General features: G+C 73.2%; 15 protein-coding genes and 1 pseudogene. 10 read left to right on the top strand and 6 right to left on the bottom strand.

Annotated elements, in window-relative coordinates; all coding sequences use genetic code 11:
- Window positions 1-35: 35 nt before the first annotated feature.
- The 6 genes from ACOJUI_RS05975 (at window position 36) to ACOJUI_RS05950 (ending at window position 7,889) form a co-directional block, all read left to right on the top strand.
- On the top strand, window positions 36-1,850 hold the full coding sequence (locus tag ACOJUI_RS05975) for a histidine kinase (RefSeq protein ID WP_422117157.1): 1,815 nt from the start codon (window positions 36-38) through the stop codon (window positions 1,848-1,850).
- A 63-nt stretch (window positions 1,851-1,913) separates the two neighbouring features.
- Complete coding sequence (locus tag ACOJUI_RS05970) at window positions 1,914-2,993, top strand: fatty acid desaturase family protein (protein ID WP_422117156.1); 1,080 nt, start codon at window positions 1,914-1,916, stop codon at window positions 2,991-2,993.
- Window positions 2,994-3,132: 139 nt separating this feature from the next.
- Entirely contained in the window at window positions 3,133-3,786 is a 654-nt protein-coding gene (locus ACOJUI_RS05965; RefSeq protein ID WP_422117155.1) for a DUF402 domain-containing protein, read from the top strand.
- Between the two features lie 45 nt (window positions 3,787-3,831).
- Entirely contained in the window at window positions 3,832-6,381 is a 2,550-nt protein-coding gene (gene pepN / locus ACOJUI_RS05960) for an aminopeptidase N (RefSeq protein WP_422117154.1), read from the top strand.
- Window positions 6,382-6,480: 99 nt separating this feature from the next.
- On the top strand, window positions 6,481-7,431 hold the full coding sequence (locus ACOJUI_RS05955; RefSeq protein ID WP_422117153.1) for a mechanosensitive ion channel family protein: 951 nt from the start codon (window positions 6,481-6,483) through the stop codon (window positions 7,429-7,431).
- A gap of 17 nt (window positions 7,432-7,448) precedes the next feature.
- On the top strand, window positions 7,449-7,889 hold the full coding sequence (locus ACOJUI_RS05950; protein ID WP_422117152.1) for a globin: 441 nt from the start codon (window positions 7,449-7,451) through the stop codon (window positions 7,887-7,889).
- Between the two features lie 28 nt (window positions 7,890-7,917).
- Here the strand turns inward: ACOJUI_RS05950 and ACOJUI_RS05945 are convergent, their stop codons facing one another.
- Window positions 7,918-8,427 (bottom strand): acyl-CoA thioesterase, encoded by a 510-nt coding sequence (locus ACOJUI_RS05945; RefSeq protein WP_422117151.1) that lies wholly within the window; start codon window positions 8,425-8,427, stop codon window positions 7,918-7,920.
- Window positions 8,428-8,492: 65 nt separating this feature from the next.
- Between ACOJUI_RS05945 and ACOJUI_RS05940 the strand changes: the two genes are divergently transcribed.
- On the top strand, window positions 8,493-9,413 hold the full coding sequence (locus ACOJUI_RS05940; RefSeq protein WP_422117150.1) for an acyl-CoA thioesterase: 921 nt from the start codon (window positions 8,493-8,495) through the stop codon (window positions 9,411-9,413).
- Between the two features lie 77 nt (window positions 9,414-9,490).
- On the opposite strand, the gene glgP is transcribed toward ACOJUI_RS05940, so the two are convergent.
- The 4 genes from glgP to ACOJUI_RS05920 all read right to left on the bottom strand — a co-directional run bounded on the left by glgP (window position 9,491) and on the right by ACOJUI_RS05920 (window position 15,928).
- Window positions 9,491-12,052 carry an alpha-glucan family phosphorylase gene (gene glgP, locus ACOJUI_RS05935; RefSeq protein ID WP_422117149.1) on the bottom strand — a complete coding sequence of 854 codons (2,562 nt, stop codon included), beginning with the start codon at window positions 12,050-12,052 and terminating at the stop codon, window positions 9,491-9,493.
- Between the two features lie 269 nt (window positions 12,053-12,321).
- The gene (ettA, locus tag ACOJUI_RS05930; protein ID WP_422117148.1) at window positions 12,322-14,004 is read right to left on the bottom strand and encodes an energy-dependent translational throttle protein EttA; all 1,683 of its coding nucleotides are present in this window, start codon (window positions 14,002-14,004) and stop codon (window positions 12,322-12,324) included.
- A gap of 101 nt (window positions 14,005-14,105) precedes the next feature.
- Window positions 14,106-14,798, bottom strand: coding sequence for an HAD family hydrolase (locus ACOJUI_RS05925; protein ID WP_422117147.1), 693 nt, complete (start codon window positions 14,796-14,798; stop codon window positions 14,106-14,108).
- Window positions 14,795-15,928 (bottom strand): PDZ domain-containing protein, encoded by a 1,134-nt coding sequence (locus tag ACOJUI_RS05920; protein WP_422117146.1) that lies wholly within the window; start codon window positions 15,926-15,928, stop codon window positions 14,795-14,797. The genes ACOJUI_RS05925 and ACOJUI_RS05920 overlap by 4 nt, the downstream gene beginning before the upstream one ends.
- Window positions 15,929-16,022: 94 nt before the next feature.
- On the opposite strand from ACOJUI_RS05920, the pseudogene ACOJUI_RS05915 reads away from it, so the two are divergent.
- The 3 genes and pseudogenes from ACOJUI_RS05915 to ACOJUI_RS05905 form a co-directional block, all read left to right on the top strand.
- A pseudogene (locus tag ACOJUI_RS05915) lies at window positions 16,023-16,757 on the top strand (zinc-dependent metalloprotease); the annotation flags it as partial.
- A 61-nt stretch (window positions 16,758-16,818) separates the two neighbouring features.
- On the top strand, window positions 16,819-17,568 hold the full coding sequence (locus ACOJUI_RS05910) for a zinc-dependent metalloprotease (RefSeq protein WP_422117628.1): 750 nt from the start codon (window positions 16,819-16,821) through the stop codon (window positions 17,566-17,568).
- Window positions 17,558-18,181, top strand: a complete 624-nt coding sequence (locus ACOJUI_RS05905) for an NUDIX domain-containing protein (RefSeq protein ID WP_422117145.1) — start codon at window positions 17,558-17,560, stop codon at window positions 18,179-18,181. Before ACOJUI_RS05910 ends, ACOJUI_RS05905 begins: the two co-directional genes overlap by 11 nt.
- Here ACOJUI_RS05905 and ACOJUI_RS05900 read toward each other — a convergent pair.
- Window positions 18,169-18,756 carry a M48 family metallopeptidase gene (locus ACOJUI_RS05900; RefSeq protein WP_422117144.1) on the bottom strand — a complete coding sequence of 196 codons (588 nt, stop codon included), beginning with the start codon at window positions 18,754-18,756 and terminating at the stop codon, window positions 18,169-18,171. The genes ACOJUI_RS05905 and ACOJUI_RS05900 overlap by 13 nt on opposite strands.
- Window positions 18,757-19,145 lie beyond the last annotated feature (389 nt).

The following is a 19,145-nucleotide window of genomic DNA, read 5'->3' as shown; positions in this document are numbered from 1 at the left end:
GACACAGTATCCCCGCCGCCCGGGAGGCGCCGCCGATGCTCCTCATCCCTGACCGCCGCTCTCTGGGCCGCCTGCGCCGGGACCTGGCGCTGGTGCTGCCCGGGCTGCTGCTCACGCTCCTCGCGGTCCTCGTGCTGTGGCCGCTGGCCGCCATCTCGGCCGCCCTCGCCGTGGTCTGGGTCGGGGTGCTGCTGTTCCCCCTGACCCTGGCCCTGGCCTCGCTGTTCGCGCAGGCCGATCGGGCCCGCCTGCGCCGCTGGGGGCTCGAGATCACCGCGCCCCGGTACCGGGCCCGCGGGCTCGGCGCCGCCGGGACGCTGCGCCTGGTGACCGATCCGCGGCGCTGGCTCGACCTGGCCTTCGAGGCGCTGATCGCGCTGCCGGTGAGGATGCTCACCGCCGGCACCGCGCTGGTCTGGGCCGGCGGCGCCGCGGCGGGACTGACCTTCTGGAGCTGGGGACGCCTGCTGCCCGTCGGCGGCGCGGCCGTGCCCGGACAGTGGGCACTGGCCCTGGTCGTGGGACTGGCGCTGGCCCTCTCCCTGCCGGCCATGGTGCACGCCCTGGCGCTGCTGGACGCGGTGGTCTCGGCGCCCCTGCTGGGCGGGGCGGCCACACGGGTCCGCCCCGGGCCCGGCACCCGCCCCGTCCCGCCCCCCTCGGCCGACGGGCCCCTGCGCGACAGCGCCTGGACCCGGATGACCGTCGCCTTCCTGGCCTTCGTGCTGGTGGTGGTCGCCTGGCCGGTCACCGCCGCGGTCTACGCGGTCGATCCCGCGCTCGCCATGGTGGTGACCATCGCGCACGGCGTCGCGCCGCTGCTGGCGGTGCGCTGGCCCTGGGCGGGGCTGTCCCTGTCCGTGGTGGCGGCCCTGGCGACGATGTTCGCCACCCTCCCCCAGCAGGCCGTGGCGCCGTGGCCCTGGCCGGTGACCGCGCTGCTGGCCCACTGCCTCACCCTGGCCGTCCTCGCCGTCCTGCACCGCTGGTTCTGGGCGGTCTCGACGTGGTCGGCGGGCGCGGTGCTCACCCTGGGCGCCCTGCTGGTGATCGACCCCGCGGTGCTGTCCGGACCGGCCCTGCGCGCGGTGATGACCAACGGGGTGGTGCTGGTGGCGATCAGCGGCACCGTCGTGCTGCTGGGGCTCACGGTGCGGCAGTGGGTGCTGCTCAGCGGCCGCGTCGAGCAGGCGCAGACGCTCAGCGCCGAGGAGATGCGGCGCCGCTACGAGCTCGAGGAGCGCGGCCGCATCGCCCGCGAGCTGCACGACGTGGTCGCCCACTCCATGTCGGTGATCACCGTGCAGGCCGGCACCGCGAAGTTCCGCCTGCCTGGACTGGACGCACGGGCCGAGCAGGAGTTCGAGGACATCGCCGCCTCCTCCCGGCAGGCGCTCGGGGAGATGCGCTCGCTGCTGAGCACCCTGCGCACCGACGACTCGCTCGAGCAGGCCTCCCTGCCCGGACTCGCGGACGTCGAGGAGCTGGTGGCCTCCAGCCGCGCCTCGGGAGCCTCGATCAGCGCCCGCATCGACCCCGCCGAGGTGCCGCCGACGGTGGGTCTGACCGCCTACCGGGTGGTGCAGGAGGCGCTGAGCAACGCGCTGCGCCACGCCCGCGGCGCCGCCATCGACGTGCGCGTCAGCGCGGCCGACGGCGCCCTGCACGTCGCCGTCACCAACGACGCCGCGGGCACGGTCCAGGAGCCGATCCCCGGCTCGGGGCTGGGCCTGGCGGGATCTCGCGAGCGGGTCACCGCGCTCGGCGGCATCGTCGAGGCCGGGCCCACCGCCGAGGGCGGTTTCGCCGTCGTCGCCCGGATCCCGATCGCCGACCCCCTACCCCGGTAGGGGGTGCAGGTTCGCTCGCGGGAGGGACGCGGGGGACCGCCGCCTCGGCATAGCGTCACGTCCATGACCACCACCGCAGCACCCCGCGCCGCGCGCGCCCGGGGCAGCAATCCCAACCGCGACTACTTCGAGCTCATGGAGCGGGTCAAGGACGCCGGGCTGATGGGCCGACGGGTCGGGACCTACATGCTGCGCACCGCGGTCCTCCTGCTCGCCTTCGCCGGTGCCTTCGCGCTGATGTTCACCCTCGGGGACTCCTGGTGGCAGCTCGCCGTCGCGGCGCTGTTCGGCGTCCTGTTCACCCAGGCCGCCTTCCTCGGCCACGACGCCGCCCACCAGCAGGTGTTCGCCACCGGCCGGCGCAACGAGTGGTTCTCCCGCATCCTCGGCAACCTCGTGGTGGGCCTGAGCATCGCCTGGTGGACCGGCAAGCACAACAAGCACCACGCCTTCCCCAACACCATCGGCAAGGACGGCGACATCGCCGGCGGCGTGCTGGTGTTCGTGCCGGGCGACGAGAAGGACCGCACCGGCTTCATGGGCTGGCTGGCCAAGCGCCAGGGCTGGGCGTTCATCCCCATGCTGAGCCTGTTCGCCTTCGTCCTGCACTACGAGGCGGTCTCGATCCTGTTCCGCAAGGGCCGGGTCAAGCACCGCTGGGCCGAGGGGATCATGGTGGCGATCCGCCTGATCGGCTTCCCGCTGGCGGTGTTCGCGGCGATGAGCCCGGCCTACGCGCTCGGCTTCCTGGCGACCCAGCTGATGGTCTTCGGCGTCTACATGGGCGGCTCCTTCGCCCCCAACCACAAGGGCATGCCGCTGCTCCCGCAGGACGTCGAGGTCGACTTCCTGCGTCGGCAGGTGCTGACCTCCCGCAACGTCACCGGGGGCCCGCTGATGAACCTCGCGATGGGCGGGCTGGACCTGCAGATCGAGCACCACCTGTTCCCCCGCATGCCCAGCTCGAACCTGCGCCGGGTCCAGCCCATCGTCAAGCAGTTCTGCGCCGAGAAGAACGTCGTGTACACCGAGACGAACCTGATCAAGTCCTACGGCATCATCATTCGGTACCTCAACCGGGTGGGTCTGGGCTACGCGGATCCGATGGACTGCCCGGTGGTCGCGCAGCTGCGCACCCGCTGAGCGGCGCGCCGCGCACTGCCCGCCGGGTGAGGCGGTATGGTCGGCCCATACGCCTACCCCTTCACGGGCAGCGCAGCCCCGGCCGGTGGCCGGACGGTACGGGGCGTCCGTGGAGGCCGACTCGGCCGGGACCACCACCATGCCTTCCACCCCGCGCTGGTCGCCCGGCGACCAGGTGACCTGGACCTACTACACCCCTCAGCACCCCACCCGCACCGTCCGCCCCGGCACCGTCGTGCTGGACGACGACCGCGGGGTGGTGGTGTGGATCGCGCCCGGCACCGAGGTGCTGCTGCCGGTGCTCGAGTCCGGGGCGGCCCTGCGCCGCGCCGGCGACGAGGGCATGTTCACCGCCCCCCGCGTGCAGTCCAAGCAGCTGTGGACCGGCAACGGCATCCTCATGATCGGCCTGCCGGAGACGCCGTACTCGATCTGGCTGTTCTACAAGGACGACGGCTCGCTGGGCTGCTACTACGTGAACCTCGAGACCCCCTACGAGCGCACCGACGAGGGCCTGCGCACCCGGGACCTGGTGCTCGACCTGGTGGTGCTGCCTCGCCGCGACTGGCATTACAAGGACGAGGACGAGCTCGAGGGTGCCGAGCGCACCGGGTACTTCACGGCCGAGGAGGTTGAGGAGATCCGCGCCGCCGGCCGCCGCGCCGAGCAGCACATCGCGGACTGGACCTACCCCTTCTCCGCCGGCTACGAGTACTTCTTCCCGGACCCGAAGTGGCCGGTGCCGACGCTGCCGGACCACTACACCTGGGACCTGGACCTGACCCGACGCTGACCAAGGGCCCGGCGGGAGAGGCGGCGCGGTGGCAGGATGGCTCGCATGCCCACCGAGAACCTGACCCGCACCGAGGCCCGCCGCCGCGCCTCGTTCCTCAGCACCGACGCCTACGACATCCGCCTGGACCTCACCACCGGTGCGGAGACCTTCACCACCGAGACCACCCTGCGCTTCACCTCCACCGCCGCGCAGGGCACCTTCGTGGACCTCATCGCGAAGGCGGTGACCGAGATCGAGCTCAACGGCGAGCTGCTGTCGGATCCCGCCTCCCGCTTCGACGGCGCCCGGGTGCAGCTGCCCGCCCTGCGCGAGGGCGAGAACACGGTGCGGATCCTCGCCGAGGGCCGCTACATGAACACCGGCGAGGGACTGCACCGCTTCGTGGACCCCGTCGACGACGAGGTGTACCTGTACACCCAGTTCGAGGTCTCCGACGCGCGGCGCATGTTCGCCTGCTTCGAGCAGCCCGACCTCAAGGCCACGTTCGCCCTGACGGTGACCGCCCCGGAGCACTGGCGGATCGTCTCCAACGCCCCCGCCCCGCAGCCGGCGCCCGCCGGGCAGGGCACGGCGACCTGGACCTTCGAGCCCACCGAGCGGATCTCCACCTACCTGGTCGCGCTCATCGCGGGCGACTACCGCGGCGGCACCGGTCAGGTGCGGACCCGCGACGGGCGCACCCTCGAGATGGGCGTCTTCGCCCGCGCCTCCCTCGCCCCGCACCTCGACGCCCAGGACGTCATCGACGTCACGCGCGCCGGGATCGAGTTCTACGAGGAGGCCTTCGACCAGGACTTCCCGTTCCGCAAGTACGACCAGGTCTTCGTGCCCGAGTACAACATGGGCGCGATGGAGAACCCGGGCGCGGTGACCTACGCCGAGACCTACGTGTTCCGCTCCGAGGTCTCCGACGCCGTGCGCGAGCGCCGCGACCTCACGATCCTCCACGAGCTGGCCCACATGTGGTTCGGCGACCTGGTCACCATGCGCTGGTGGGACGACCTGTGGCTGAACGAGTCCTTCGCCGAGTACGCCTCGACGCTGGCCAGCGCCGAGGTCACCCGCTGGACCGATTCCTGGACCACCTTCGCGCTCTCGGAGAAGGGCTGGGCCTACCGGCAGGACCAGCTGCCCTCGACCCACCCGGTGGTCGCCGACATGGTCGACCTCGAGGCGGTCGAGACCAACTTCGACGGCATCACCTACGCCAAGGGCGCCTCGGTGCTGCGCCAGCTGGTCGCCTACGTCGGCCGCGAGGAGTTCTTCGCCGGGGTGCGGACCTACTTCGCCAAGCACGCCTGGGGCAGCACCGAGCTGCGCGACCTGCTGGTCGAGCTCGAGGCCACCAGCGGCCGCGACCTCGGCCGCTGGGCGCAGCTGTGGCTGCAGACCGCCGGGGTGAACACGCTGCGCCCCCTCATCGAGCGCGACGAGGCCGGCGCCGTCACCCGCTTCGCGATCGCCCAGAGCGCGCCCGAGGAGCACCCCACCCTGCGCCCGCACCGGCTGCGGGTGGCCGGCTTCTCGCTGCGCGGCGGCGCCCTGGTGCGCACCGAGTCCCTCGAGCTCGACGTCGACGGGGAGCTCACCGAGGTGCCGGAGCTGAGCGGCGCCGCCGCGGACCTCTGGCTGCTCAACGACGGCGACCTGGCCTACGCCAAGGTGCGCCTGGATCCGCAGTCCCTCGCGGTGGCCATGGAGCACCTGCGCGACCTGCCCGACTCCCTGGCCCGCACCCTGCTGTGGTCGGCCGCCTGGGACATGGTGCGCGACGGCGAGCTGCCCAGCCGCCGCTACCAGCAGCTGGTGCTGGCCCATCTCACCGGGGAGGAGTCCTCCTCGGTGGTCCGCACCCTGCTGCAGCAGCTCGAGACCGTCGCCGGTCCCTACGCCGCGCCGGACCAGCGCGCGGCGCGCACCGAGCAGGCCGCGAGCGCCGTCTGGGAGCTCGCCACCGCCGCGGCGCCCGGCTCCGACGCCCAGCTCCAGCTCGTCGAGGCCTTCGCGCGCCTGGCCCGCTCCGAGGAGCACCGCCACACCCTGGAGGGGCTGCTCGGCGGCACCATCACGCTGCCCGGCCGCGAGATCGACACCGATCTGCGCTGGAAGCTCGTGATCTCGCTGTCGGTGCTAGGCGGGATCGACGCCGCCGGCATCGACGAGCAGCTCGCCGCGGACGACACCCAGTCCGGCCGCATGAGCGCGCTGACCGCCCGCGCCGCCCAGCCCACCGAGGCGGCCAAGGCCAAGGCCTGGCGCCGCACGGTCGAGAAGGACACCCTGGCCAACGAGGCCGTCACCGCGGTGATCCAGGGCTTCCGGCGGGTCGTGGACGAGTCGCTGATCGCCCCGTACCGCCCCCGGTACTTCGCTGCGCTCTCGAGGATCTGGGCGCAGCGGTCCAACGAGATCGCGACCCGCCTCGCCAGCGGCTTCTTCCCGCACTCCTACGGCGGCCAGGGCGTGCTCGACGCCGCCGACGCCTGGCTGAGCGACGCCGAGTTCGAGCCGTTCGGGCTGCGCCGCATCGTCATCGAGGGCCGGGACACGGTCGCGCGGCAGGAGCGGGTGCGCGCGGCCGACGTCGGCTGAGCCCCGCCGCGGCGGCACTCGGCGGCGCGTGGTCCCGGTGACGGACCTCGCGCTGCCGGCCCGAGACGCCGCCCACCAGCGGGCGTTATGGTCGAGAGCATGATCGAGGACCCCCTGCCCGCCGGACCGCTCCTCACCGCCCCCGCCGCCGACGAGGCCCTGAGCCTGATGGACGCGGCCCTGCGCTGGCTCGCCACCAGCGGCATCACCATCGTCATCATCCTGATCGGCGCCGCGGTGGCCAGCGCCGCCGTCGGCTGGCTGCTGCGCCGCTTCTTCCGCACCATGGCCGACTCCGGGGCGAAGCTCTCCAGCGTCGCCAGCACCATGGTCAGGCGGGACCCGAAGGCGCAGCGGACGGCGGCGCTGCGCCGCGAGCAGCGCGCCACGACCCTCTCGAACGTCGCCAACAACGTCGCCCGCCTGGTGATCTCGGCGATGGCGCTGGTGATGGTGCTCTCCGAGCTGGGGGTGAACATCGCCCCGGTGATCGCCTCGCTGGGCGTGCTCGGCCTGGCCGCCGGCATCGGCGCGCAGACCATCATCAAGGACGTCGTGGCGGGCGTCGTGATGCTCCTGGAGGACCTCATCGCCGTCGGCGACTACGTCGACCTCGAGTTCGCCGAGGGCACCGTCGAGGGCATCAACCTGCGCGTGACCCAGGTCCGCGGGCTCGACGGCGTGCTGTGGACGGTCCGCAACGGCGAGATCGTCCGCATCGGCAACTACGCCCGCGGCTTCTCCAACGCCGTGGTGGTGCTGGACATCGACAACGGCGCCGACGACGACCTGGTCACCCGGGTGCTCGAGCAGGTCACCGCCGCGGTCGCGGCGGATCCCGCCTGGGCCGAGACCATCCAGGGCCCGGCCGAGATCTCCGGCATGCTCGACGTGGACGCCAACCGCTACCAGCGCCGCATCATCGTCAAGGTCGCCCCCGGCGAGCAGTGGGGCCTGGAGCGCGAGCTGCGCGGCCGGATCCGCACCGCCTTCGCCGAGTCCGACATCGCCTTCGCCATGCCGCGGTTCATCGACGCCGCGGCCTCCTGAGACAGAGAGCCGTCATCATGACCACCCCAGCCGGGCAGATCAGCTTCTACGAGGCCGTCGGCGGCCACGCCACCTTCGCGGCGCTCGTCACCCGCTTCTACTCCGGTGTCGCCGAGGACCCGCTGCTGCGGCCCCTCTACCCCGAGGAGGACCTCGCCGCGGCCGAGCACCGCCTGCTGACCTTCCTCGAGCAGTACTGGGGCGGGCCCAGGACCTACGGCGCCGAGCGCGGCCATCCCCGCCTGCGCATCCGCCACGCCCCCTTCGCCGTCTCCCCTGCCGCGCGGGACGCCTGGCTGCACCACATGCGCGTCGCCGTCGACAGCCTCGACCTGGCACCGCTGCACGAGCAGACGCTGTGGGACTACCTCGAGCGGGCCGCCCACTCGATGGTCAACACCGTCGACGGCGGCCCCGCCCCGGCCGCCGGGCAGAGGATCCCCGACCACCTCGACTGAGGCCGCCCGGGCGGCTCCCGCGGCGCGCTCAGTCGCGGAAGCGCAGCGGCTCCCCCTGGAGCCGGAGCAGCTGCTGGCGGGCCTCCTCGGCCAGCCGCACCGGCGCGCCGGTGGCGGCATCGACCAGCACCACCACGGTCCGGGCCCGGACGTAGGGGGCCCGACCCTCCGGATCGTCGCGGGTCAGCACCAGGTACTCCACGCTCAGGCTGGCGCCTCCGATCCGGGACAGCCACAGCCGCACCACCACCCCGTCGCGGCGGTGGCCGAGCGGGCGCGCGTACTCCAGGCGCTGCGAGGCGATGACCGTGCTCACCGGCGCCCCGCTCCCGCCCACCGGCAGCGCCGCGGGCGGGACCGGGGCACCGAGCGCGAGCTGCTCGGCCGGCGGCTGCCAGAAGGCGGCGATGCGGGCCTCCTCGAGCAGGCGCACCATGGCGGCGTTGTTCACATGCCCGTAGGCGTCCAGGTCCGTCCAGCGGACGGGGATCGGCAGGTCGAGGGCGGACGGCGGCGCAGCGGGCGTGGTCGAGGTCATGAGAGCCATGCTAGGGGCGGCCCGGTGCGCCTCCGCCCCCGGCCGTGACCAGTACGATCGAATCCATGACCGCTTCTGATCCGGACCCTGCCCTGACGGCCGCCGGTCTCGTGGACCTGCTGGACCTGCGGGAGATCGAGACCGACGGCGACGCCCCCGCCGCCGTCGCCGCCTTCGAGGGCGACTCCTCCCCCCAGCCCGGCGGGCACGTCTTCGGGGGCCAGGTGATGGGCCAGGCCGTCACCGCGGTGGGCCGCACGGTCCCGCCCGGCCGACGGATCCACTCGATGTACTCCTACTTCCTGGAGCCGGGCGACCCGGCGCACCCCATCCGCTTCCAGGTCGACGCGCTGCGCGACGGCGGCTCCTTCTCGGTGCGCCGGGTGCTGGCCACCCAGCCCGGCGCCGACGGGGCCTTCGACCGCACGATCCTGGCCATGACCGCCTCCTTCCAGGCGGAGCAGGAGGGGCTGGCCCATCAGGAGCGGGCGCCGCAGGCCCCGGACCCCGAGGGACTGCCGACCACGGCCGACGTGCTGGCCGGCATCGACCACCCGGTGGCGCGCTACTGGGCCACGCAGCGACCGATCGACATCCGCCACGTCACCGACCCCATCTACCTGCGTCCCGACGCCGTGGGCGCCGAGTCGCAGATGGTGTGGATGCGCACCCTGGCGCCGATCACAGCGCAGCCGCTGACCCACGACGCGATCCTCGCCTTCGCGAGCGACTACACGCCCTTCGAGCCGATCCTGCGCCGGCAGGGCCTGAGCTGGATCACGCCGGGGCTGCGGATGGCCACGATCAACCACGCGATCTGGTGGCACCGCCACGTCGACACCAACGAGTGGCTGCTGTACGTGCAGCGCTCCCCCTCGGCCTCCGGCGGCCGGGGCCTGACCCACGGGCAGCTCTTCGACCGCGCCGGGGACCTGGTCGCGACCGTCACCCAGGAGGGCATGATCCGCATCAAGCCCCGCGACTGAGCGCCCGCGCCCGAGCGGCCGCGACCGTCGCGCGGTCGCGACCGTCAGGGCGTCGCCACCCCAAGCAGTCGCGGGGCTCAGGCGGTCGCGACCAGGCCCAGCTCGGCGCGGGCGGCCAGCGCCGGGTGCTGCGGGGTGACGCGCACGGTGAAGCCCACCTCACCGGGGGCGGCGAGCGCGAAGCGGGCGGCCCAGCGGCCGTCGTCCCCGCGGCGCAGCGGGATCAGCTGCGGATCGAGGATCTCCCCGTCCCCGCCGACCGGTCCCAGCACCGCCTCGATGAGCACGTCCTGGTCGCGCAGGGCGCCCAGCTCGACGTCCGCCACCAGCGTCACCTCGCCGCCGGTGGACACCGCGCCGCCGTCGGCGCCCTCGAGGGTCACCTCGCGCACGCGCACCGTCGACCAGGCCGCCTGGACGTCGGCCTTCCAGGCGGTGAACTGCCCGGCCAGCGCCGGGTCCGCGGAGAAGGCGGCGGCGGCGCGGGCGGCGGGCAGGTAGAGGTCGGTGACGTAGTCGCGGACCATGCGGGCCGCGGTGATCTGCGGGGCGACCTTCACCAGCGAGGAGCGGACCGTCCGCATCCAGCCCTGCTGCATGCCCTGCCCGTCGCGCTCGTAGAACAGCGGCACGATGCGGTGCTCGAGCAGGTCGTAGAGGGCCTCGGCCTCGATCCGGTTGCGCTCGGCCTGATCGGGCACCTCCGCGGTGGGGATGGTCCAGCCGGCCTCGTCGTCCTTCATCTCGTCCCACCAGCCATCGGAGATCGAGAAGGTGAGGCCGCCGTTGAGCACGGCCTTCATGCCGGAGGTGCCGGAGGCCTCCTCCGGGCGGACGGGGTTGTTCAGCCACACGTCCGAGCCCGCGATCAGCACCGAGGCCATGCGGATGTCGTAGTCGGGCAGGAAGGCGATGCGGTGGCGCACGCCGTGGTCGTCGGCGAAGCGCACCAGCTGCTGGAGGAACTCCTTGCCCGGGCGGTCGGCCGGATGCGACTTGCCGGCCACGACGATCTGCACCGGATGCTCGGGATCCAGCAGGATCCGCTTGAGCCGCTCCGGGTCGGTGAGCATGAGCGTGAGCCGCTTGTAGGTCGAGACGCGGCGCGCGAAGCCGATGGTCAGCGCGCGGGGGTCCAGGATGGTGTCGGTCCAGGCGAGCTCGGCCGGATCGGCCCCGCGGCGCAGCCAGGACTGCTTCACGTGCCCCCGGGCCATCGTCACCAGATCGGCACGCAGCTGGTCGCGGGCCGCGGTGAGCTCATGGTCGGTCAGGGTCGACAGGGCGCTCCAGTCGCTCACCGAGGAGATGTCCACGTCGCCGAGCGCCTTGGTGAACAGGTCGTCCATCGGCGCCGACGTCCAGGTGCGGCGGTGGACCCCGTTGGTGACCGAGCCGATCGGCACCTCGGGCACGTCGAAGCCCGGGTAGAGGTCCTGGAACATGGACCGCGAGACGGCGCCGTGGAGCTTGGCGACGCCGTTGGAGCGCTGGGCGATGCGGAAGCCGAGCTGGGCCATGTTGAACACGTCCCCGCCCTCCTCGATGCCGAGCGCGAGGGCGGCCTCGACCGGCAGCGAGGGGATCAGGCGCGAGAGCCCCTCGGCGTCGGCGTCGAGGTAGCCGCGCAGCTGCCCGGCGGCGAAGCGGTCGATGCCGGCGGGCACCGGGGTGTGGGTGGTGAACACGGTGCCGGCGCGGACCTCGGCGACCGCCTCGGAGAAGCTCGCGCCCTCCTGGATCCGCCGGCCCACGCGCTCGAGGCCGGAGAAGCCGGCGTGGCCCTCGTTGAGGTGGAAGACGGTCGGGGCGGGGGCCCCGGTCGCGCTCGCGTAGGCCTCGACGGCGCGGACCCCGCCGATGCCCAGCACGATCTCCTGGACGATCCGGTGCTCGTGGTCGCCGCCGTAGAGACGGTCGGTGATCAGCCGTGCGGCCTCGTCGTTGCCCTCGACGTTGGTGTCCAGCAGCAGCAGCGGCACCCGTCCGACCTGCGCCGCCCAGATCGCGATCGCGACCTCGCGGCCGCCCGGCAGCGTCACCGAGACGCGCAGCTGCTCGCCGTCCTGCCCACGGACCGGGGAGATGGGCAGCTGGGCGGGATCGTTGTGGCGGTAGTCCTCCTGCTGCCAGCCGCTGCGGTCCAGCGACTGCGAGAAGTAGCCCCACTGGTACAGCAGCCCGATCGCGATCAGCGGCACCCCGAGGTCCGAGGCGGACTTCAGGTGGTCGCCGGCGAGGATGCCCAGCCCGCCCGAGTAGATCGGCAGGGTCGGGGTGATGCCGAACTCCATCGAGAAGTAGGCGATGGAGGCGTCGGCCCCGGCCGCCGCGGCGGGGACCGTGCGCTGGAACCAGCGGCCCGAGTCGAGGTAGGTGCGCAGGTTGCCGAGCTCCGAGCGCATCCGCACCAGGAAGGACTCGTCGCGGGCGGCCTCGGCGAGCCGGCCGGCGGGCACGGTGGGGAGCATCGCGATCGGGTTCTCGCCGCTGGCGGCGAACGCCTCGGCATCCAGCTCGCGGAACAGATCGACGGTCTGTCGTCGCCAGCTCCAGCGCAGGTTCAGCCCGAGTTCGCGCAGGGGCTCGAGGGTGCTCGGGAGCTCGGAGGACACCAGGAGCGAGGAGATCGGCTTCATGGACGCAACGGTACCCGACCCGCGGCGCCCGCCTTGCAGGCTCCTTGCAGCGACGCACCCGGAGGTGACCGATCTCCTCCGACGCTGCGATCTGCACCGATACCACGGCGACCAACGACCTCCGTCGGGCCGAAGGTCCCGGTCCCCCGCTCCTTGCAAGAGCTTCCATGACGGCCGGGGCGGGGGTGCCCGGGACGCGGCTCCCGCCGGTCGCCCCGTCGGCCCCGGCGGCGAGGCTGCCGGGGTCGACGGAGCGCTCAGCGCGCCGGTCAGTCGCGGGTCAGGCGACGGTAGGTCATGCGGTGCGGGCGCGCGGCGTCCTCACCCAGGCGGGCGACCTTGTTGGCCTGGTAGGACTCGAAGTTGCCCTCGAACCAGTACCAGTTCGCCGGGTTCTCCTCGGTGCCCTCGTAGGCCAGGATGTGGGTGGCCACCCGGTCCAGGAACCAGCGGTCGTGGGAGACCACCACGGCGCAGCCGGGGAACTCCAGCAGCGCGTTCTCGAGCGAGCCGAGGGTCTGCACGTCCAGGTCGTTGGTGGGCTCGTCCAGCAGCAGCACGTTGCCGCCCTGCTTGAGGGTCAGCGCCAGGTTCAGCCGGTTGCGCTCACCGCCCGAGAGGATCCCGGCCTTCTTCTGCTGATCGGGCCCCTTGAAGCCGAACTGGCTGACGTAGGCGCGCGAGGGGATCTCCACCTTGCCGACCTGGATGTAGTCCAGCCCGTCCGAGACGACCTCCCAGAGGTTCTTCTCCGGGTCGATGTTCTCGCGGTTCTGGTCGACGTAGCTGAGCTTGACGGACTGGCCGATCTTCAGCTCGCCGTCGTCCAGCGGCTCGAGGCCGACGATGGTCTTGAACAGGGTGGTCTTGCCGACGCCGTTGGGGCCGATGACGCCGACGATGCCGTTGGGGGGCAGGGTGAAGGACAGCCCGTCGATGAGCACGCGCTCCCCGAAGCCCTTGCGGAGCTCCCTGGCGTCGATCACCTGGTTGCCCAGCCGGGGGCCCGGCGGGATGGTGATCTCCTCGAAGTCGAGCTTGCGGGTGCTCTCGGCCTCCGCGGCCATCTCCTCGTAGCGGGCCAGGCGGGCCTTGGACTTCGCCTGGCGGCCCTTGGCGTTGGAGCGCACCCAGGCGAGCTCCTCCTTGAGGCGCCGGGCGAGCTTCTGGTCCTTCTTGCCCTGGACGGTGAGGCGCTCCTCCTTCTTCTCCAGATAGGTGGAGTAGTTGCCCTCGTAGGGGTAGAGGTGACCGCGGTCGACCTCGGCGATCCACTGGGCCACGTGGTCCAGGAAGTACCGGTCGTGGGTGACGGCGATGACGGCGCCCTCGTACTGCTTGAGGTGCTGCTCGAGCCAGAGCACGCTCTCGGCGTCGAGGTGGTTGGTGGGCTCGTCCAGCAGCAGCAGGTCGGGCTTCTCCAGCAGCAGCTTGCACAGCGCCACGCGGCGCCGCTCACCGCCGGAGAGGTGGGTGACCATCTCGTCGCCGGGCGGGCAGCGCAGCGCGTCCATCGCCTGCTCGAGCTGGGAGTCGAGGTCCCAGCCGTTCTGGTTGTCGATCTCGGTCTGGAGCTTGCCCATCTCCTCCATCAGCGCATCGAAGTCGGCGTCGGGCTCGCCCATCTCCTCGCCGATCGCGTTGAAGCGCTGGACCTTCGTGAACAGCTCGCCCATGCCCTCCTGGACGTTCTCCAGGACGGTCTTGGACTCGTCCAGCGGCGGCTCCTGCAGGAGGATGCCGACGCTGTAGCCGGGCGAGAGGCGGGCCTCGCCGTTGCTGGGCTGGTCGAGGCCGGCCATGATCTTGAGGATGGTGGACTTGCCGGCGCCGTTGGGGCCGACCATGCCGATCTTCGCGCCCGGGTAGAAGCTCATGGAGACGTCGTCGAGGATGACCTTGTCGCCCACGGCCTTCCGGGCCTTGTACATGGTGTAGATGAATTCAGCCACGTGGTGTTCCTGTTCGCAGAGGGTTCCGGGGATTCTCACCGGCGCGCCGCAGGGCGGCGCCGCACGGGATGCGTCGCAGGGACCGACTCTACCCGCCCCGGTCAGTCGAGCGGGACGGCCCGCGCAGCCAGCACCCGCCGCGCCAGGGCGACGCCGTGCTCGGTGCCCTCGGGGTGGTCCGCCCCGTTGCGGGGCCACAGGTGCGCGTCGATGCCGAGCGCGCGGGCGGCGGCGACGTTCTCCTCGCGGTCGTCGAAGAAGATGACGGCCGAGGGGATGGACACTCCCCCGGTCTCGTGGGCCAGGACGTCCAGCAGCACCTGGTAGAGCTCGGCCTCGGGCTTGACCGCGCGCTCCTCGCCGGAGATCACGGCGAGGGTGAAGGCCTCGAACCAGTCGGCGCGGCGCACCGCCTCGCCGAAGGCCACCGAGGCGTTCGAGAGCAGGGCCAGGCGCACCCGGTTGCGGGCGAGGTCGTGGACCAGCTCCCGCGCGGCCGGGTCCAGCCGCAGGAAGTAGCGGTCATCGGCCGCCTGGAGCTCGGCGACCTCCTCGGGCGAGAGCTGCTCGACGCGGGCGGCGGCCGCGACCGCGCCCCAGTACTCGGCGGAGGTCACGGCGCCGCGGTCGTAGGCGGCCCGCTCGGCCCAGAGCGCCGCCCCGAGTGCCTCGACGTCGCCGCCGAGCAGCGCGTGGACGTCCGGCACCGGGTCGTGCCCGGCGCTGAGGACGCCCCCGAAGTCGAACACGACGGTGGGGCTGGGCGGGGTGCGGCGGCGGTTGCGCTTGCTCATTCGGTGCTCATGTCCTCACAGGTGGGCAGTCCGTCGATGCTGCCGGTGGTGGCGATGGTCTCGGTGGCGGTCAGGGCCTCGTCGAAGTCGGAGACCGCGACCACCGCGAGGTCCTCCGGCTCGTGGCCGCGGACCTCGTCGCAGTTCGCGCTGGGGGCCAGGAAGAACTCGGCCTCGGAGTCGGCGGCGCCGACCATCTTCTGACGCACCCCGCCGATGGGGCCGACGGTGCCGTCGGCGGCGATGGTGCCGGTGCCGGCGATCCGGTGTCCCCCGGTCAGCGCCCCGGGGGTGAGCTCGTCGTACACGGACAGGGAGAAGATCATGCCGGCGCTGGGGCCGCCGATGTCGCCCACGGCGATCTCGATGTCCATCGGGAACTCGTAGCCGGCCGAGAGCACCACCCCCATCCGGGTGGTGCCGTCGACGGTCTCGGTGGGCACCTCGAGGTCCAGCTCCTGGCCGTCGCGGCGCACCCGCAGCGCCACCGGCTCCCCGGCGGGCGCGGCCCGGATCAGCTCCTGGTAGCCGGTGACGTCGGCCGCGGTGCGCCCGCCCACGGAGACGATCACGTCGCCGCCCTCGAGGGTGCCCTCGGCGGCGGCGTCGGGCTGGACGCCCGCGATCATCACCACCTCGCGGTGGTCGATGCCGAGCTGGTCCAGGGCGACCGCGACCGCGCCCTGCTGGGAGGTGCTCATGGCCACCGAGTTGGTCAGCGCGGTCTGCTCGCGGGTCTGCCCCTCGGGGAAGACCAGCTCGCGCGGCAGCACCATCTTGGTGCGGTCGAACCAGGAGGCGACCACCTCGACGGGGGTGACCCGGTAGCCGGGACCGCCGTCGACCGAGACGGTGGTCATCATCAGCGCGCCGTCGGTGGGATGGGTGGGCGCGCCGTCGATGACCAGGATCTCCTCGTCCTGGTACCGGCCGAGCACGTCGATCGCGGGGCCGGGCCGCTCGATGACGTAGGGCACCGGCAGCAGGGATCCGCCCAGGATCATCGCGCACAGCAGCGCCAGGGAGCCCAGCGCGAGCCGCGGGCGGGCCAGCTGCGCCGCGTCGATCCGGTCGGCGACCCGCTCCCGCAGCCGGCGGGCGCGGGAGGGTCGGGTGGGGTCGGCGCTCACCCGGACATTGTGCCCCACTCCTGCCGCGAGGCCCCTCACCGCTTCCCCAGCCGCGCTCGGTACGCTGGGGACCCACACAGACCTGGAGGTGGCCATGAGCGATGCCCCGATCCCGGGCGGTCCCGGAGACATGGACGAGGAGGCGCTGAAGCGCTTCCTCAAGGAGACGTTCGGGGACGCGCTGCCCGATGGCGCCCTCGACGGGCTGGACCTGTCGGCGCTGGCGGAGCAGGCGAACCTGCCGCAGGACCCCGCGCAGCTGCGGGCCGCCGCGGCGCAGATGCAGCACCTGTTCGCCGCGCAGGGCGACAACCCGGTGAACTGGCAGATGGCCGAGGACATCGCCCGGCGGGCCGCGGCCGGCCAGGCCGCCATCCCCGGGGCCGCGCCGGCGGCCGGCACCCCCGGCGACCCCGCTCCCTCCGCCGCGCAGATCGCCGAGCTGCGCCAGGCCGCCCAGGTGGCGCGGCTGTGGCTGGACCCGGTGATCGCGATCGACGTGCCGTCGGCCGAGCTCGGCGTGTACGGCCGCGGCACCTGGCTGCACCGCACCCTGCCGCGCTGGAAGCCGATCGTGGAGCCCGTGGCCAAGTACATGGCCGGCGCGATCGGCGAGGCCCTCGCCTCCCAGCTGGGGCAGATGGGCGACCTGGGTGCGCTGGGGATGGCGACGCCGGGCGGGGATCCGGCGGCGATGATGGAGCGCATCGGCGGGACCATGTTCGGGGTGCAGTTCGGGCACGCGATCGGCTCCCTGGCGCGGGAGGCCGCGGGCACCACGGACCTGTCGCTGCCGCTGGGCCGGGACGGGGAGCCGGCGCTGGTCGCCGCCAACGTCGAGGACCTGATCGCGGGGCACTCCCTCGAACCGGGCGCCGCCCGCATCTTCCCTGGCCACCCGCGAGATCGCGCACACCGCGCTGTTCGCCTCGGCGCCCTGGCTCGGCCGCGCCCTGTTCTCCGCGATCGAGGACTACGCGCGCGGGATCACCCTGGACCTCGACGCGCTCGACGAGATGGTGCGCGGGCTGGACCTGTCCGACCCGGCGGCGCTGCAGGCCCGCCGGCCCGAGGACATGTTCGTCTTCACCCGCCGCGCCGCGCAGGAGCGGGCGCTCGAGGAGCTGGCCACCACCCTGGCCCTGATCGAGGCCTGGGTGGACCATGTGACCACCAAGGCGCTGGAGGGCAAGCTGCCCGAGCTCGAGGCGATGCGCGAGGTGCTGCGGCGCCGTCGCGCCGCCGGCGGCCCGGCCGAGCAGATGCTCTCGCGCACGGTCGGCATCGAGCTGCGTCCGCGCCGGGTGCGGGAGGCCCGGGCCTGGTGGGACAGCGTGCTGGCCACCGAGGGCGAGGCGGGCCGCGAGGCGAAGTGGGACCACCCCGACCTGCTGCCGACCGCGGAGGTGCTCTCCGGCCGTCCGCAGGCCCCGCAGCCGGCCGCCTCGGGCGAGGAGGTCGACGGTCTCGCCGACGTCGCGCTGCCGGACGACTTCGACGCCGAGCTGCAGCGGCTGCTGGCCGGGGACGGCCAGGACCGCGCCCCCCAGGAGGACGAGCAGGGCGGGCTGCGCGCCGAGGGCGGCGACGACGCCTCCGAGGCGGACGACGGGACGCCCGACGGCGACGATGGCCGCTGAGCCCGGCGCCGGGGGGCCGGAGGTGCGGGCGGCCCTCGCGGAGCTGGACGCGGCCGCGGCCGCGGTCTCCGGCCCGGCCCTGGCCGCGGAGTTCCGCGAGCTGCTGGAGCGCAGCCCGGGGGCCCTGTACCGGACCGGCGGGCCGCGTCATCTCACCGCCAGCGCGGTCGTCGTCGACGCCCCCGCCGAGCACGTGGCGCTGGTGTGGCATCGCAAGGGCCGCTTCTGGGTGCAGCCCGGCGGGCACCTCGAGGCGGGCGAGACCAGCTTCGCCCGGGCCGCCGTGCGCGAGGCCGCCGAGGAGACCGGGCTCGGGGATCTCGAGCTGGTGGGCGAGGGCCCGGCGCTCCTGCACCGCCACGGGCTCGATGCCGCCTTCGGCGCCTGCCACGAGCACTGGGACGTGCTGCACCTGCTGCGGGCCCCGGCCCCGGCCGCCGAGCTGGCGCTGACCGCCAGCGAGGAGACCCCGGAGGTGATCTGGGTGCCGTGGCCGCTGCTGGGGGGCACCGGGCCCGCTCGCTCGAGCGCGGCCCTGCCCGCGGGCGCCGTGGCCGATCTGCCGGGCACGCTCGAGGCCCTCGCACCGGCCCTCGCGCGCTACGTGGGCTGAGCCCGCTGCTCGTCGTCGATCGGTGCGGGCGGCAGGTCCTTCGCCCAGGAGACGCCGTCGAGGAAGCCCTGCGCCCTCTCGGCCTGCGGGTAGGCGGCCATCAGGGCCTTGAACTCGGGACCGTGGCCGGGCACCAGCAGGTGCACGAGCTCATGCATCATCACCGCGCGGACCACGAAGTCGGGCATCCCCTGCAGCTGGTGCGAGAGCCGGATGCTGCCCTCGGCCGGGGTGCAGGAGCCCCAGCGATGGTTCTGCCGTGTGGACCAGGTCACCGAGACGGGGCGGGCGCGGCCACCGAGATGAGCCTCACTGACCTCGTGCGCCATCGCCAGCAGGGCGGCGTCGCTGCGACGGGCCGGGGCGCTGCGGGCCTCCTTGCGCTGCAGCTGGTCCACCATCCGCGTCACCCACTCCCGCTCCTGGCGGGCGCTGAAGGTGGCGGGGATGGCGATGACCAGATCGCCCTCGCGGCGCGCGATGGACACGGTGCGGCGCCGACGGGCGGAGCGGCGCACGAGCACCCGCTCCCCGCGGGGCCCGCTGACGTGGTCATGGAGGACGAGATCGGTCATGGATCCCAGCCTGGCACGTCCGGTGGCAGAAAATCTTCGTCCACAGCTGTGCACCGTCAACGGGCCGGTCACAGCCCCGCAGCCCGCGCCGGCGACCGTTCCTCCACAGTGCTCGCACCGCCTCGGGGGCGTCGTCCACAGCAGCGGCCCGGTTGTCCACAGCCGGTCCCCGAGTCGTCTTTGACCCGCCCGGTCCGCAGGGACTAGGTTTCCCTGCACGTGGGACCCCGGGATAACTAGCAGGACGCACACGGGGAAGGTGCGCGTGGTGCTGAGCGCCCCCGGGGCCCCACGGCCCTTCAGGCCGCAGGATGCCTTCGGGGCCTCCGATGTCGGCTCGTCGCGCGCACTTCCTCGGCTCCTCGCGGAGCCCCCTGACCCCGAAGCGC

The organism is Brachybacterium sp. UNK5269, assembly GCF_049266655.1.
Classification (GTDB): Bacteria; Actinomycetota; Actinomycetes; order Actinomycetales; family Dermabacteraceae; genus Brachybacterium.
The sequence above is the reverse complement of the archived record's forward strand: the minus strand, read 5'-3'. Positions and strand labels throughout refer to the sequence as shown.

What these genes read in the sequence shown, in the direction of transcription:
- ACOJUI_RS05940 (WP_422117150.1), top strand. Translation starts at nt 8,493, where the DNA reads ATGACCGCTTCTGATCCGGACCCTGCCCTGACGGCCGCCGGTCTCGTG.
- ACOJUI_RS05970 (WP_422117156.1), top strand. Translation starts at nt 1,914, where the DNA reads ATGACCACCACCGCAGCACCCCGCGCCGCGCGCGCCCGGGGCAGCAAT.
- ACOJUI_RS05905 (WP_422117145.1), top strand. Translation starts at nt 17,558, where the DNA reads ATGGCCGCTGAGCCCGGCGCCGGGGGGCCGGAGGTGCGGGCGGCCCTC.
- ACOJUI_RS05955 (WP_422117153.1), top strand. Translation starts at nt 6,481, where the DNA reads ATGATCGAGGACCCCCTGCCCGCCGGACCGCTCCTCACCGCCCCCGCC.
- ACOJUI_RS05965 (WP_422117155.1), top strand. Translation starts at nt 3,133, where the DNA reads ATGCCTTCCACCCCGCGCTGGTCGCCCGGCGACCAGGTGACCTGGACC.
- ACOJUI_RS05950 (WP_422117152.1), top strand. Translation starts at nt 7,449, where the DNA reads ATGACCACCCCAGCCGGGCAGATCAGCTTCTACGAGGCCGTCGGCGGC.
- glgP (WP_422117149.1), bottom strand. Translation starts at nt 12,052, where the DNA reads ATGAAGCCGATCTCCTCGCTCCTGGTGTCCTCCGAGCTCCCGAGCACC.
- ACOJUI_RS05925 (WP_422117147.1), bottom strand. Translation starts at nt 14,798, where the DNA reads ATGAGCAAGCGCAACCGCCGCCGCACCCCGCCCAGCCCCACCGTCGTG.
- ACOJUI_RS05945 (WP_422117151.1), bottom strand. Translation starts at nt 8,427, where the DNA reads ATGACCTCGACCACGCCCGCTGCGCCGCCGTCCGCCCTCGACCTGCCG.
- ACOJUI_RS05900 (WP_422117144.1), bottom strand. Translation starts at nt 18,756, where the DNA reads ATGACCGATCTCGTCCTCCATGACCACGTCAGCGGGCCCCGCGGGGAG.
- pepN (WP_422117154.1), top strand. Translation starts at nt 3,832, where the DNA reads ATGCCCACCGAGAACCTGACCCGCACCGAGGCCCGCCGCCGCGCCTCG.
- ACOJUI_RS05975 (WP_422117157.1), top strand. Translation starts at nt 36, where the DNA reads ATGCTCCTCATCCCTGACCGCCGCTCTCTGGGCCGCCTGCGCCGGGAC.